The sequence below is a fragment of the Mesorhizobium sp. KR1-2 genome (genome assembly GCF_040045035.1).
Classification (GTDB): Bacteria; Pseudomonadota; Alphaproteobacteria; order Rhizobiales; family Rhizobiaceae; genus Pseudaminobacter.
In genome coordinates, this window is the sequence record NZ_JBDZDS010000002.1 from 585312 (window position 1) to 599546 (window position 14235).

The 14235-nt window shown below is 64.7% G+C and carries 12 protein-coding genes; 6 read left to right on the forward strand and 6 right to left on the reverse strand.

The window, feature by feature from the left end:
* Nucleotides 1-66 precede the first annotated feature (66 nt).
* Both ABLE85_RS07050 and ABLE85_RS07055 read left to right on the forward strand, forming a co-directional pair.
* Entirely contained in the window at nucleotides 67-906 is an 840-nt protein-coding gene (locus ABLE85_RS07050; protein ID WP_348791979.1) for an SDR family oxidoreductase, read from the forward strand.
* A gap of 144 nt (nucleotides 907-1050) precedes the next feature.
* Nucleotides 1051-1998: a D-amino acid aminotransferase gene (locus tag ABLE85_RS07055; protein WP_348791980.1), complete on the forward strand. Its 948-nt coding sequence runs from the start codon at nucleotides 1051-1053 to the stop codon at nucleotides 1996-1998.
* A 28-nt stretch (nucleotides 1999-2026) separates the two neighbouring features.
* Here ABLE85_RS07055 and ABLE85_RS07060 read toward each other — a convergent pair whose 3' ends face one another.
* From ABLE85_RS07060 to ettA, 4 genes are all read right to left on the reverse strand, one after another.
* Nucleotides 2027-2641, reverse strand: coding sequence for an MOSC domain-containing protein (locus ABLE85_RS07060; RefSeq protein ID WP_348791981.1), 615 nt, complete (start codon nucleotides 2639-2641; stop codon nucleotides 2027-2029).
* Nucleotides 2642-2766: 125 nt separating this feature from the next.
* Nucleotides 2767-3888 carry a beta-ketoacyl-ACP synthase III gene (locus ABLE85_RS07065; RefSeq protein WP_348791982.1) on the reverse strand — a complete coding sequence of 374 codons (1122 nt, stop codon included), beginning with the start codon at nucleotides 3886-3888 and terminating at the stop codon, nucleotides 2767-2769.
* Between the two features lie 131 nt (nucleotides 3889-4019).
* Complete coding sequence (gene tam / locus ABLE85_RS07070) at nucleotides 4020-4787, reverse strand: trans-aconitate 2-methyltransferase (protein WP_348791983.1); 768 nt, start codon at nucleotides 4785-4787, stop codon at nucleotides 4020-4022.
* A gap of 54 nt (nucleotides 4788-4841) precedes the next feature.
* The gene (gene ettA / locus ABLE85_RS07075; RefSeq protein ID WP_348791984.1) at nucleotides 4842-6491 is read right to left on the reverse strand and encodes an energy-dependent translational throttle protein EttA; all 1650 of its coding nucleotides are present in this window, start codon (nucleotides 6489-6491) and stop codon (nucleotides 4842-4844) included.
* Between the two features lie 195 nt (nucleotides 6492-6686).
* Here ettA and ABLE85_RS07080 point away from each other — a divergent pair, with 195 nt between their 5' ends.
* Nucleotides 6687-8399 (forward strand): monovalent cation:proton antiporter-2 (CPA2) family protein, encoded by a 1713-nt coding sequence (locus ABLE85_RS07080; protein ID WP_348791985.1) that lies wholly within the window; start codon nucleotides 6687-6689, stop codon nucleotides 8397-8399.
* A gap of 11 nt (nucleotides 8400-8410) precedes the next feature.
* Here the strand turns inward: ABLE85_RS07080 and ABLE85_RS07085 are convergent, their stop codons facing one another.
* Both ABLE85_RS07085 and ABLE85_RS07090 read right to left on the reverse strand, forming a co-directional pair.
* Complete coding sequence (locus ABLE85_RS07085; RefSeq protein WP_348791986.1) at nucleotides 8411-9172, reverse strand: ABC transporter permease; 762 nt, start codon at nucleotides 9170-9172, stop codon at nucleotides 8411-8413.
* Nucleotides 9169-10095 (reverse strand): ABC transporter ATP-binding protein, encoded by a 927-nt coding sequence (locus ABLE85_RS07090; protein ID WP_348791987.1) that lies wholly within the window; start codon nucleotides 10093-10095, stop codon nucleotides 9169-9171. The genes ABLE85_RS07085 and ABLE85_RS07090 overlap by 4 nt, the downstream gene beginning before the upstream one ends.
* A 234-nt stretch (nucleotides 10096-10329) precedes the next feature.
* Between ABLE85_RS07090 and ABLE85_RS07095 the strand changes: the two genes are divergently transcribed.
* The 3 genes from ABLE85_RS07095 (at nucleotide 10330) to ABLE85_RS07105 (ending at nucleotide 14182) form a co-directional block, all read left to right on the forward strand.
* The gene (locus tag ABLE85_RS07095; RefSeq protein WP_348791988.1) at nucleotides 10330-11262 is read left to right on the forward strand and encodes an alpha/beta hydrolase; all 933 of its coding nucleotides are present in this window, start codon (nucleotides 10330-10332) and stop codon (nucleotides 11260-11262) included.
* A 98-nt stretch (nucleotides 11263-11360) separates the two neighbouring features.
* Nucleotides 11361-12536 carry a CaiB/BaiF CoA-transferase family protein gene (locus ABLE85_RS07100; protein WP_348791989.1) on the forward strand — a complete coding sequence of 392 codons (1176 nt, stop codon included), beginning with the start codon at nucleotides 11361-11363 and terminating at the stop codon, nucleotides 12534-12536.
* Nucleotides 12533-14182, forward strand: coding sequence for a thiamine pyrophosphate-binding protein (locus ABLE85_RS07105; RefSeq protein ID WP_348791990.1), 1650 nt, complete (start codon nucleotides 12533-12535; stop codon nucleotides 14180-14182). The genes ABLE85_RS07100 and ABLE85_RS07105 overlap by 4 nt, the downstream gene beginning before the upstream one ends.
* Nucleotides 14183-14235 lie beyond the last annotated feature (53 nt).

The following is a 14235-nucleotide window of genomic DNA, read 5'->3' on the forward strand; positions in this document are numbered from 1 at the left end:
GTGAACCAAACGGAGAGTTCTCCGTTGAAGCAGCAATCATCGCTCGAAGCGCAAGGATTGCGGATCATGGCGCAGAAGGTTTGGTTCATTACCGGAACATCGAAGGGTTTTGGACGCGTATGGGCGGAGGCCGCGCTTGCGCGGGGCGACCGCGTGGCGGCAACCGCGCGCAATGTCGACACGCTCGCCGATCTCGTCGACAAATATGGCGACCAGGTCGCCGCCCTGGCCCTCAACGTCGACCACAAGCATGCGGTCGATGGCGCCGTGGCGGAGGCGCACAAGCGCTTCGGCCGCCTGGACGTCGTCATCAACAATGCCGGTTATGGCCAGTTCGGCACCATCGAGGAAGTGAACGAGCAGGAAGCCCGCGCCCAGATCGAAACCAATCTGTTCGGCGCGTTGTGGGTGACCAAGGCGGCGCTGCCGATCATGCGCGCGCAGGGCTCCGGCCACATCATCCAGATTTCGTCCATCGGCGGGGTGAATGCGTTTCCGTCGATCGGCCTCTACCACGCCTCCAAATGGGCGCTGGAGGGGTTCAGCCAAGCGCTCAGCGCCGAGGTTGCGGAGTTCGGCATCCATGTGACGCTCGTCGAGCCGGCCGGCTTCTCCACCGATTGGGGCGGCCCTTCGGCGAAATTCGCAGAGCCGATCGCCGCCTATGATCCGGTTCGCGCAAAGCTGACCCATCGCCGCGAAACCACCGTTCCCGGCGACCCGGAGGCGACCGGAGCCGCCATGCTGGCGGTCGTGGATGCGGCCGAACCGCCGCTGCGCGTCTTCTTCGGCGATGTCGGCCTGCCCATGATCAAGATGGAATATGGCGATCGCATCGCGCTCTGGGAAAAATGGGACGATGTCGCCGTGATGGCGCAAGGGCCTCACGGAAACCGCAAGGGGTAGACCCACTTTCAGGCGCGGCACACCCGAGACGCGTGCCTTTCCTGGGGCCAGCCCGGCTGCGCCTGGCCCCATAGTCCGTGGCCAATGGAATATGGCCTGATCCGCCCTCGCCCGACAGCATCGGGAAAACGGAGGAGGACGGAAATGGACCGACAGGTTTCTGCGTTGCCCACGCTCGGCAGCCGCCACGTGGACCCGCACAACTATCCAAGCGGCGTCGCCTATCTCGACGGCCAGTATGTGCCGGTCTCGGAAGCCAAGATCTCGGTGCTGGACTATGGCTTCCTGCACTCCGACGCCACCTACGACACGGTGCATGTCTGGAACGGCCGCTTCTTCCGGCTCGACCTGCATATCGAGCGCTTCTTCGGCGGACTGGAGCGGCTGCGCATGAGCATCCCTTACGACCGGGAGGCAGTGGCCGAGATCCTGCACAACTGCGTCGCGCTATCCGGCCACCGCTCGGCCTATGTCGAGATGCTGTGCACGCGCGGCGCTTCGCCCACCTTCAGCCGCGACCCGCGCGATGCGGTGAACCGCTTCATGGCGTTTGCCATCCCCTTCGGCTCGGTTGCCAATGCGGAGCAGCTCGAGCGCGGGCTGCATGTCGCCATCAGCAATCGGGTGCGCATTCCGCCGGCGTCCATCGACCCGGCAATCAAGAACTATCACTGGCTCGACCTCGTGCGCGGCCTCTACGACGCCTATGACAACAATGCCGAGACGGCACTGCTGCTCGACTTCGACGGCAATGTCGCCGAGGGCCCCGGCTTCAACGTGCTCACGGTGAAGGACGGCCGGCTGACGACGCCGGCGACCGGCGTGCTGCCGGGCATCACGAGGCGCACCGTGTTCGATCTCTGCGCCGAGCTGGGGATCGAAGCCGCCGCCACGACCGTCAGCGTCGAGGCCCTGCGCGGGGCCGACGAGGTGTTCATCACCTCGACTGCCGGCGGCATCATGCCGGTTACCAGGATCGACGGGGCTCCCATAGCCGACGGCAAGGTCGGGCCGATGACTCGGCGCCTGAAAGATCTTTACTGGCAAAGGCACGAGGACCCGGCCTGGTCGAGCCCGGTGCGGTATCCTTGAGACACGTGCGCGCGGTGCGGCGACGGGCTCAGGCCCGATAGAGCCACTGCTCGGGAATTCGGACCGAGACCTCTTCCCCGGCTTCGATGCGGCCCGGCTTTTCCACCCAGCCGACGAGGCCGCGCAGGCGCTTGGCCACCTTGGGGAATAGCAGCGCTCCGCTATCGAGGTCGGGCATGCTGGCGCGCTCGGCGATGCGGCGGCCGGCGATGCGGCACGGCGCGTTCTGCCCGTCGATCTTCAGCGTCACGCCGCCCTTGAAGAACAGCAGCGTGCCGGACGGCAGCATGGAAAGGTGCGGCAGCCCGTCGAGCACGAGATTGGCGCCGATCCATTCCGGCTTGATCTCAGCGAGGCCCATTGCCTGCGCCGCCTTGGCCAGCTCGTCCAGCGCGAGGATGGACAGCTGGCGCTCGTTGCGCATCTCGGTGCCGCGCGGATACCACGGCTCGCGTCCGCCCGAGCGGCGCGTGTGACCGGCATGGTAGTCATTGAGGATGCCCTGGAAATCGAGTTCCAGCGCATCGGTCGCGCGCGTCTCGAAATCGTCGTTTTCGGCGATATAGACGCCGGCCGCCCTGGCGGTCAGCTTGCGGGCGGGCAGGATTTCGACTTCCGTGGCGGGGCTTTGCTGGTCGAGCATGGGATTCCTCATGTTTCGGCGCGAACATGCCGCTGCAACCGCCCCGCGTCCAGCCAATAAGCCTGATCGGTGGATGAGCGGGAGTGATTGGTGACGGGGTAGCAGGCGGCAGATCGCCACCGCCCCTACATCATCTTCAGCAGCGCGCCGCCGATGGAATAGCCCGCGCCGAAGGCGCAGAGCAGGCCGTAGTCGCCGGCCTTCATGTCGGCGTGGTTTTCCTGAAACGCGATCACCGCGCCGGCACCGGCCGTGTTGCCCAGCCGCTCCAGCACCATCGGCGCGCGGTCGTGGCCGACCTCGTGGCCGAAAGCGAGCTTCAGGATCATGGCGTTCATGCGCGCGTTGGCCTGGTGCAGCCAGAAGCGGCGGATGTCGTCTGGCGTCTGGCCGTGCTCGGCCAGGAAGCCGACGATGAAGCGATGGCCGGCAACCGTGACGTCCTTGAACACCCGGTTGCCCACCTGCTTGATCATGTTGCCTTCCAGATCAATCATGTAGGGATCGTCCTGGAAGGTGCGGGTGAGATAGCCGAGATTGGTGCGGATGTTGCTGGAAAGCTGCGTCCACAGCCGCGAGTCGAGCACCTCGAAGCAACCGGGCCGCACCTCGTCCTCGCCGATCGCCTCCACCACCATCGACGCCGAGGCGTCGCCGAAGATGAAATGCGTCTGCCGATCGCGAAAATTGAGATGGCCGGTGATGATCTCCGGCGTCGACACCAGCACGCGCTTCTGCGCGCCCGAGCGCACCAGATTGACCGCCACATGCAGGCCCGCGACCGCGGAGGAACAGCCAAGCCCCATGTCGAAGCCCGCCCCTTGCGTGCCCATGGCCTGTTGCATCTCGACGGCCAGCGCCGGATAGGGCCGCTGGTGGTGCGAGGCCGAGCAGATGATGAGGTCCACATCGGCCGGCTCAACGCCGGCATGCGCCAGCGCCTTGCGTGCCGAGGCGATGCCGAACTCCGCCTCAAGCGACAGATCCTCGTCGTCACGCGCAGGAATGCGCGGCGCCATGCGGGCGGGGTCCAGGATGCCCTCGCGCTCGATGACGTGGCGTTTCCTCACCCCCGAGGCCTGGACGATGAAATCGGCGTCCGACTTCGAGAGCGGCTCCAGCCCCTGCTCCGCGCGCCGGGGATTTTCGGCATCGACCCAACTGTTGAAGCTGGCGACCAGCTCTTCGTTGGTGATGCTGAACTCGGGGATTTCGACGCCGATACCGCTGATGATGACGCGATGCATGCTTGTGCCCGCCTGGTGCGCATGCTCGACACGATCCTTGCGCGCACGTATCCAGGACCGCTTTTCGCCGCCATTGTTGCAATGCAGCAGTTTACGTCAGTTTAATTGGCCACGCCAAGGCGGCTGACGCGCTATCTTCGCTGGGCCACCATGAACAGGCGCGGAAACCGCAGCAGTACCTTGCCGTCCGCCACCGGCTCATAGGCCGCAGCGATGCGCGCAGTGTAGGCGGCTAGAAACACCTTGCGCTCGGCCTCGTCAAGCGGATCGACGAAAGGTTTTAGGCCCGTTCCCTTGACCCACTCCACGATCGCGCCGGCATCGGCCAGCGGGTGGTTGTAGATGGTGTGCCAAATGTCGAGCCGCGCCGACAGCGGCGCCAGCAGGTCATAGTAGGACATGACCGGCGGCAGCGGCGCACGCGCGGCCCCGGCGATCTTTTCGGCGAAAGGCATGGCGGCGGTCGTCTCGCGCATCGCCGCATGCGAGGGCTCGGCCATGTTGTCCGGCATTTGGACGGCGAGGAAGCCGCCGGGCCGCAGCAATCCGAGCAGGCGCGCCAGAACCTCACGGTGGTTGGGCAGCCACTGGAACACAGCATTGGCGAAGATGACGTCCACCGGCTCGCCCGGCGCCCAGCTTTCGGCATCCGCGATCCGGAAATCCACTGCGGGAAGCCGATTCTTCGCCTCCTCGATCATGGCAGGCGAGGTGTCGAAGCCGGAAACCTTTGCTTCGGGCCAGCGCGCGACAAGAAGTTCGGTGGAATTGCCCGGCCCGCAGCCGATGTCGACGACATGGCGCGGCTTGTCGAGCGGGATCTGGGCCAGAAGATCCCGCGCGGGCCGCGTCCGCTCGTCCTCGAACTTCAGATACTGCGCAGCCGACCAGTCTTTCATCGCGGGAACTCCAAACGAAAACGCCCCGCCGGGATGGGCGGGGCGTTGAAAGTGTTAGCGGGTGAGCCGCTTGTAGGTCATCCGGTGCGGGGTGAGCGCATCGGGACCGAGGCGACGGACCTTGTCCTTCTCGTAGTCCTCGAAGTTGCCCTCGAACCACTCGACATGGCTGTCGCCCTCGAAGGCCAGGATATGCGTGGCCAGGCGGTCGAGGAACATACGATCGTGGGAGATGATGACGGCGCAGCCGGCGTAGTTTTCCAGCGCATCCTCGAGGGCCGCCAGCGTCTCGGTGTCGAGGTCGTTGGTCGGTTCGTCGAGCAGCAGCACGTTGCCGCCGGTCTTCAGCATCTTTGCCAGGTGCACGCGGTTGCGCTGGCCGCCCGAGAGGTTGCCGACCTTCTGCTGCTGGTCGCCGCCGCGGAAGTTGAAGGACGAGCAGTAGGCGCGGGTGTTGGCCTCGAACTTTCCGAGTTTGACCACCTCGGCGCCGCCGGAGACCTCTTCCCACACGGTCTTGTTCGGGTCGAGCGCATCCCGGCTCTGGTCGACATAGCCGAGCTTGACGGTCTCGCCGACGCGGATCGAGCCGGAATCGGGCTTCTCCTGGCCGGTGATCATCTTGAACAGCGTGGTCTTGCCGGCGCCGTTGGGGCCGATGACCCCGACAATGCCGCCCGGAGGCAGCTTGAAGGTCAGGTCTTCGATCAGCAGCTCGTCGCCGAAGCCCTTGTTGATGCCCTCGACCTCGATGACGACATTGCCGAGGCGCTCGCCATGCGGGATGACGATCTGCGTATCGGTCGGGCGGCGGTTGTTGGCCTGCTCGAGCAGGTCCTCGAAGGCCTTGATACGGGCCTTGGACTTGGTCTGGCGCGCCTTGGGCGAAGACGCAATCCACTCGCGCTCGCGGGTGATAGCCTTCTGGCGCGCGTCGTCCTCACGGCCTTCCTGCTTGAGGCGCTTGGCCTTGGCTTCCAGATAGGCGGTGTAGTTGCCCTCGTAGGGGATGCCGCGGCCACGGTCGAGCTCGAGGATCCAGCCGGTGACGTTGTCGAGGAAGTAGCGGTCGTGGGTGATGAGCAGCACGGAACCCTTGTAGGCGCGCAGGTGCTTTTCAAGCCACGCCGTGGTCTCGGCGTCGAGGTGGTTGGTCGGTTCGTCGAGCAGCAGCAGGTCCGGCTCGCTGAGCAGCAGCTTGCAGAGCGCCACGCGGCGGCGCTCGCCGCCCGAAAGGTTGGTCACGTCTGCATCCCTGGGCGGGCATGCCAGCGCTTCCATCGCCATCTCGACCTGCTGTTCGAGATCCCACAGGTTCAGGCGGTCCATCTCATCCTGAAGATGCGCCGATTCCTCGGCGGTCTCGTCGGAATAGTTCATCATCAGCTCATTGTAGCGCTCGATGATGGCCGTCTTCTTGGCGACGCCGTCCATGATGTTTTCGAACACGGTCTTGCTCGGGTCGAGCTGCGGCTCCTGCGCGAGGTAGCCGACGGTCGCGCCATCGGCTAGCCAGGCTTCGCCGGTGTATTCCTTGTCCATGCCGGCCATGATCTTGAGGATCGTCGACTTACCGGCGCCGTTGGGGCCGAGAATGCCGATCTTGGCGTCGGGGTAGAACGAGAGATGGATGTTCTCGAGGACTTTCTTGGTGCCGTAGGCCTTGTTCAGCCCGGCCATGTGATAGATGAACTGGCGTGCCACGCGCGCTTATCCCATGAATCGATTGTGAGGATTGGGTTCTTCAGGTTGAGCGCTATGTAGGCGATACGGGCCGAAACGGCAAATGCTTTCGGGATATTGGCCCGGGCCGCGCCGCTGGCGCCCCTTTGCGGCTTCGCAATCGGCACGCAATGTGACTACAGTGAATGCCCAACACACCGGCTTCACGATCCGCATATGCCTGACACCGCGTCCTACGAACCTTCGATCCTGCGCGACGCGATCGTCTTCCTGCTTGCGGCAATCGTCGTCGTGCCCCTCTTCCGCCGTTTCGGCATCAATGCGGTCATCGGTTACCTCGTCGCAGGTGTGATCATCGGCCCTCATGGGCTGGCACTGGTCCACGAGGTGGAAGGCACCCATCGGCTGGCCGAACTTGGCGTCGTCTTCATGCTGTTTGCGATCGGCCTCGAGCTGTCGCTGGAACGGCTCCGGGTGATGGCGCGCTATGTCTTCGGTCTTGGCGTCGCCCAGGTCTTGGTAACGGGAGCGATACTTGCCGGCGGCGCGCTGCTGTTCGGCGCCAGCTGGAGCCAGGCGGTGGTGATCGGCGGCGCGCTGGCCCTGTCCTCGACGGCGTTTGTTCTCCAGCTCCTGTCTGAAAGGGGCGAACTTCCCACGCATTTCGGCCGCGTCGTCCTATCCGTGCTGCTTTTGCAGGATCTCGCGGTGGTGCCCGGCCTGGCGATCGTAACCGCGCTTGGCACTCAACCTGAAGCGGTTGGTGGAGCGCTTGCGGTCGCCGCGATAAAGGCGCTTGCCGCGCTCGTTCTCATAATCGTGGCTGGCCGGCTGGTTCTCCGCCCCCTGTATCGCATGATCGCCGGCACGCGCAGCCCGGAGCTGTTCGCCGCCGCAACGCTGCTCGTGGTCCTGGGCACGGCCTGGGCCACGATGGTGGCGGGATTGTCCATGGCGCTCGGCGCCTTCCTGGCCGGGCTGATGCTTGCCGGCACAGAGTATCGTCACCAGATCGACGCCGACATCCGCCCGGCCCGGGGACTGCTGCTGGGGCTGTTTTTCGTCTCGATAGGAATGCTGGTCGACTTTCGGACCATCATTCCCCGGCTGCCGGAGATTTTGGCCGTCGCAGCGCTTGTCATCCTTGCCAAGGCCGCGATCATGACGGTCTTGTGCCGACTGTTCCGGCTGCCTCTGCCCCTTTCCGCCAATGTGGGATTGCACCTGGCGCAAGGTGGCGAATTCGCATTCGTGCTGTTCTCGCTTGCGATGGGAACCGCGGTTCTTTCCGTTGAAACAGGCCAGTTTCTATTGGCGGTCGTGGCAATCACCATGGCATTGACGCCACTGCTGGGCCTGGCCGGACGGCGACTGCAAGCCTGGCTGGAGGAAAAGGGCTTTGGCGGCACGGCCGCGTTGGCCGCGGAGGCCGAATTCTTCACAGACCATGTCGTCATCGCCGGGTATGGACGCGTAGGCCGCACCATCGCCGCGATGCTCGATGCACGAGACATCCAGTGGATCGCGGTCGACCTCGACGCGGCCAATGTGGCCGCCGCGCGGGCCAAAGGACTGCACGTGTTCTATGGAAACGCTTCCAATGAGGCGATCATTCACGCCGCGAAGGTGCGCCTGGCGCGCGCTGCCGTAATCACTCTCGACGACCCTGCGGCGGCAGCATCCGTGCTGAGGATGATCAGACGGGACCTGCCCGACATGCCGGTCATCGTGCGCGCCCGCGACGCGGAAAACATGGACGAGCTGATGCGCCATGGCGCCAGCAACGTCATGCCCGAGACCATCGAGTCGAGCCTGCTGCTAGGCGGGATGGTTCTTCGCACCCTCGGTGAGAGCGACGTCCAGATCGACGAGGTCGTCGGAAGCCTCAGGCGCACCGCCTATCAGGAGCCCGGATCGGGCACGCAATAGCGCGGCGGTTCCTACGCCTTGATCCGCCAGCCGGTCCGGAAGATCCACCAGACCGTGGTCAGGCAGATGGTGAGGAACACCAGCGTCATGCCGAGGCTGACCGCGACATTCACGTCGGAAAAGCCGAAGAAGCTCCAGCGAAAGCCGCTGACCAGATAGACCACTGGGTTGAACAGCGTGACCTTCTGCCAGAAGGGCGGCAGCATGTCGATGGAGTAGAAGCTGCCGCCAAGGAAGGTCAGCGGGGTCACGATCAGCAGCGGCACGAGCTGCAGTTGCTCGAAATTGCCGGCCCAGATCCCGATGATGAAGCCGAACAGGCTGAAGGTCACCGCCGTCAGCACCAGGAACAGAACCATCCAGGCCGGGTGTTCGATGTGCAGCGGCACGAAAAGCGAGGCGGTGGCCAGGATGATCAGGCCAAGAAGGATGGACTTGGACGCCGCCGCCCCAACATAGGCGATGACGATTTCCAGATAGGACACCGGCGCCGAGAGGATCTCGTAGATCGTGCCGACGAATTTCGGGAAATAGATGCCGAAGGAAGCGTTCGAAATGCTCTGGGTGAGCAGCGAGAGCATGATGAGACCCGGCACGATGAAGGCGCCGTAGCTGATCCCGTTGATCTCGCTGATGCGCGAGCCGATGGCCGCCCCGAAGACCACGAAATAGAGCGAGGTGGAGATGACCGGCGAGACGATGCTCTGCAGCAGGGTGCGGAAGGTTCGCGACATCTCGAACAGGTAGATCGCGCGGATCGCGTAAAAATTCATCGCCGTTCCCTCACCAGATTGACGAAGATGTCTTCCAGCGAACTTTGCTTCGTTTGCAGGTCCTTGAACCGGATGCCGGCGTCGTTGAGGTCCTTGAGCAGCGAGGTGATGCCGGTGCGCTCGCCCTGCGTGTCATATGTGTAGACGAGCTCGTGCCCGCCATCGGCCAGTTCCAGCCCGTGGTTGGCCAGCGCCGGCGGAACCCGGTCGAGCTGGCCCAGAAGCTGCAGTGTGAGCTGCTTGCGGCCGAGCTTGCGCATGAGTTCGGCCTTTTCCTCGACCAGGATGATCTCGCCGTGGCTGATGACGCCCACGCGGTCGGCCATCTGCTCGGCCTCCTCGATATAATGCGTGGTGAGGATGATGGTGACGCCGGTGGCGCGCAGCGAGCGCACCACCTCCCACATGTCCCGGCGAAGCTCGACGTCGACGCCGGCGGTCGGCTCGTCGAGGAACAGGATCTGCGGCTCGTGCGACAGCGCCTTGGCGATCATCACGCGGCGCTTCATGCCGCCCGAGAGCGTGATGATCTGGTTGTTTCTCTTGTCCCACAGCGACAGTTCCTTCAGCACCTTCTCGATGTGGGCCGGGTTGCGCGGCTTGCCGAACAGACCGCGGCTGAAGCTGACAGTGTTCCAGACGGTCTCGAAGGCGTCGGTCGCCAGTTCCTGCGGCACCAGCCCGATGCGCGTGCGGGCGGGGCGGAAGTCCCTGACGATGTCGTGGCCGTCGGCAAGCACCGTGCCCTCGGACGGATTGACGATGCCGCAGATGATGCTGATCAGCGTCGTCTTGCCCGCGCCGTTGGGGCCGAGCAGCGCAAAGATCTCGCCGCGGCGGATTTCCAGATCGATGTTCTTCAGCGCCTTGAAACCGGACGCATAGGTCTTGGAAAGGTTCGAGACGGATATGATCGGCTGCATGGTGAGGACGTGCGGTGGGGTTGGCGGTAGCGCTTTCGCGGCGGTTCGCGAAAACGCGGCGGGAAATGTGCGGGCCGAAGTCTGCGCAGTATATGGGCAGTCTTGTGGCGCACAAGGGCACCCTGACCGGCTGCTGACAGTGCGCGCACCTGTCATGAGTCGGCTCGACCACAAGCGTGCCCTCCCTTGACGCCCACCCCAGGCATCGCCCACAGTCAGCTGGGGGTGAAGGCCATGCCGTTCGACAGACAGACGCTTTACCAGTCGCCGACCGGCGCGAAGATCAATCTCTACGCGCGCCTCGCCGAGAGCCGGCCGCTAGGCGTCGTGCAGATCAATCACGGCCTGGCCGAACACGCCGCACGCTATGCCCGCTTTGCCGATTTCATGGCCATGCGCGGCTTCCACGTCTACGCCCACGACCATCGCGGCCATGGCTACTCTTCCGCCCCGGACGCGCCGCGCGGCGTGTTCGGCGACCCGGATGGTGTGGCCAACCTCATGGCCGATGTCGCTGCGATCCATCGGCTGATCGCGACGGAACATCCCGGCCTGCCGGTCATCGTCTTCGGCCACTCGATGGGCGGCATCGTCGCGCTGAACTATGTGCTGCGCCACCCGCAGAACGTGCACGCGGCCGCGATCTGGAACGCCAATTTCTCCGCCGGCATGCTCGGCCGGCTGGCCCAGGCCCTGCTGGCCTTTGAGCGTTTCCGCATGGGCTCCGACGTGCCCTCGCGCATCCTGCCAAAACTGACCTTTCAGGACTGGGCGAAGAAGGTGCCCAACCGCCGCACCGAATTCGACTGGCTGTCGCGCGACGAAGCCGAGGTCGACAAATATGTCGCCGACCCGCTTTGCGGCTGGGACGCCTCGGTGTCGCTCTGGCAGGACCTGTTCGGCATGATCTTCTACGCGGCCGACGACCGCAATTTCGCGGGTCTTCGCCGCGACCTTCCCTTCAATCTCGTCGGAGGCGAGAAGGACCCGGCAACCAATGGCGGCAAGGCCATCACCGATCTGGCGATCCGCCTCGACCGGCAGGGATTTTCGAATCTGTTTGCAAAGGTTTACGCCGAGACCCGCCACGAAAGCTTGAACGAGGTGCATCGCCACATCATCATGGCGCAATTCGCCGACTGGGCGGAACGAACTGTGGCAAATTGAGTCCCATGACAGCTTGGCCCAGAGCATCGGCCGTGACACGGCCGCCCGAATGTTGCTAGAGCATTCGGCATTCCCGTCAGTTCTCTCCAGGGCGTTTCATGGCAAATCCTCCACTTCACGGCATCCGCGTCATCGAGCTTGCCCGCATTCTCGCGGGACCCTGGGCCGGGCAGCTGCTGGCCGATCTCGGCGCCGACGTCATCAAGGTCGAGAGCCCGAACGGCGGCGACGACACCCGCAAATGGGGACCGCCCTTCGTGGAAGGCCACGACGGCGAGAACCTTTCGGCCGCCTATTACCATTCCTGCAACCGCGGCAAGCGCTCTATCGCCGTCGATTTTTCCACGCCGGAAGGCGCGGAGACCATCCGCAAGCTCGTTGCCACCGCCGACGTGCTGATCGAGAACTTCAAGCTCGGCGGCCTGAAGAAATACGGGCTGGACTATGAGAGCCTGCGCGAGATCAACCCGAAGCTGGTCTATTGCTCGATCACCGGCTTCGGCCAGGACGGCCCCTATGCGCCGCGCGCGGGCTACGACTTCATCGTGCAGGGCATGTCTGGCCTGATGTCGATCACCGGGCCGGCTGGCGGCGAGCCGCAGAAAGTGGGCGTGGCCGTCACCGACATCTTCACCGGCCTCTATTCTGTCATCGCGATCCAGGCCGCGCTTCGCCACGCCGAAGCCACCGGCCAGGGCCAGCACATCGACATGGCGCTGTTCGACGCGCAGGTTTCCGTCCTTGCCAACCAGAACCTGAACTATCTCGTCTCCGGCGTGCCGCCGGTGCAGATGGGCAATGCCCACCCCAACATCGCCCCCTATGAGGTGCTGCCGGTGAAGGACGGGCATTTCATCCTCGCGGTCGGCAATGACGGGCAGTTCCGGAAGTTCTGCGCCGCAATCGGCCTTGGGGAACTGGCCGACGACCCGCTCTACGCCACCAATTCGGCCCGTGTGGCCAACCGCGTGACGCTGCGCGAGAAGATCGTGGCAGCCCTTGCGGCCTTCGAGCGCGCGCCGCTTCTGGACGCGCTGGAAAAGGCCCACGTGCCGGCAAGCCCGATCAACAATATCGGCCAGGCCTTCGCCGATCCGCAAGTGATCGCACGCGGCATGCGCCTCGACCTCGACGACGGCCACGGCAACAAGCTGCCTTCGGTGCGCGCGCCGATGGTGCTTTCCGAAACGCCGCTGACTTACGAGCGCCCCTCGCCGCGCCTTGGCGAACACACAGAAGAAATACTCAGGGAACTGGAGAAAACGGGATCATGAAAACCGGCGGCAAGCTGATCGTCGAAGCACTCGAGGCCAATGGCGTCGAGCGGGTCTACTGCGTACCGGGCGAGTCCTACCTCGCCGTGCTGGACGCGCTGCATGATTCCCCCATCCGGACCATCGTCTGCCGGCAGGAAGGGGGCGCCGCGATGATGGCCGACTGTGCCGGCCGGCTGACCGGCCAGCCCGGCATCTGCTTCGTCACCCGCGGCCCCGGCGCCACCAATGCGTCGGCCGGCATCCACATCGCCAGGCAGGATTCCATCCCGCTCATCATGTTCATCGGCCAGGTGGCCAGTCACGCCAAGGAGCGTGAGGCGTTCCAGGAGGTCGACTACCGCGCCTTCTTCGGCCCAATCGCCAAATGGGCGACCGAGATCGACGACGCCGCGCGCATTCCCGAGATCGTCACCCGCGCCTTCTCGATCGCCACGTCCGGCCGCCCCGGCCCGGTGGTCATCTCGCTGCCGGAGGACATGCTGACCTCCCTCGTCGAAGCGCCCGCCGCCCTGCCCTTCACGCCTGTCGAGACGCAGCCTGGCGAGGCCGAGCTCGACCGGCTTGAAGCCCTTCTCAACGCGGCAAAGCGGCCCTTCGCGATCCTTGGCGGCACACGTTGGACACGCCACGGCGTCCAGGCATTCACCAGAATCGCCGAGGCCTGGTCGCTGCCGGTCGGTTGCTCGTTCCGCCGCCAGATGCTGTTCGACCACCTGCATCCGAATTATGCCGGCGACGTGGGCATCGGCATCAATCCCAAGCTCGCCGCCCGCATCAAGGAGGCCGACCTCATCCTGCTGATCGGCGGACGCTTCGGCGAAATGCCTTCATCCGACTACACGCTGATGAAGAGCCCCTATCCGGACCAGACGCTGGTGCATATCCACCCCGATTCCAGCGAGCTCGGCCGCGTCTACCGTCCGACGGTCGCCATCAACGCCTCGCCGACCGCTTTCGCGCGGGCCTTCGAAAAGCGAAACGGCCCTACGGCTCCCGCATGGGCCGATGCGACTGCCGAGGCGCATGCCGACTATCTTGTTTGGTCGACCCCGCCGAAAACCGGCCCCGGCGCGGTGCAGATGGGCCCGATCATGGACTATCTGGAAAGCGTGCTGCCCGAGGACGCGATCCTCACCAATGGTGCCGGCAACTACGCCACCTGGGTGCATCGCTTCCACCGCTTCCGCCGCTTTGCCACGCAGGGCGCACCGACCTCGGGCTCGATGGGCTACGGCACGCCAGCTGCAGTTGCGGCAAAAGCCACCTTCCCCGAGCGCACCGTGGTCGCCTTTGCCGGCGACGGCTGCTTCCTGATGAACGGCCAGGAATTCGCCACCGCCGTGCAGTACGACCTGCCGATCATCGTCGTGGTCGTGAACAACGGCATCTACGGCACGATCCGCATGCACCAGGAGCGCGAATATCCGGGCCGCGTGGAGGGAACCGACCTTCGCAATCCCGACTTCGCCGCACTTGCCCGCGCCTATGGCGGCCATGGCGAAACGGTGGAGACGACGGATGCCTTCGCGCCCGCCTTCGAGCGCGCCAAGGCAAGCGGCAAGCCGGCGATCATCGAGATCAAGCTCGATCCCGAAGCGATCACGCCGGCGCGCACGCTTACGGACATCCGCGAAAAACGCTGATGGAAAAGGGGCGCCACGGCGCCCTTCCAGTGCGGGCGCCGATGGCGCCTGCG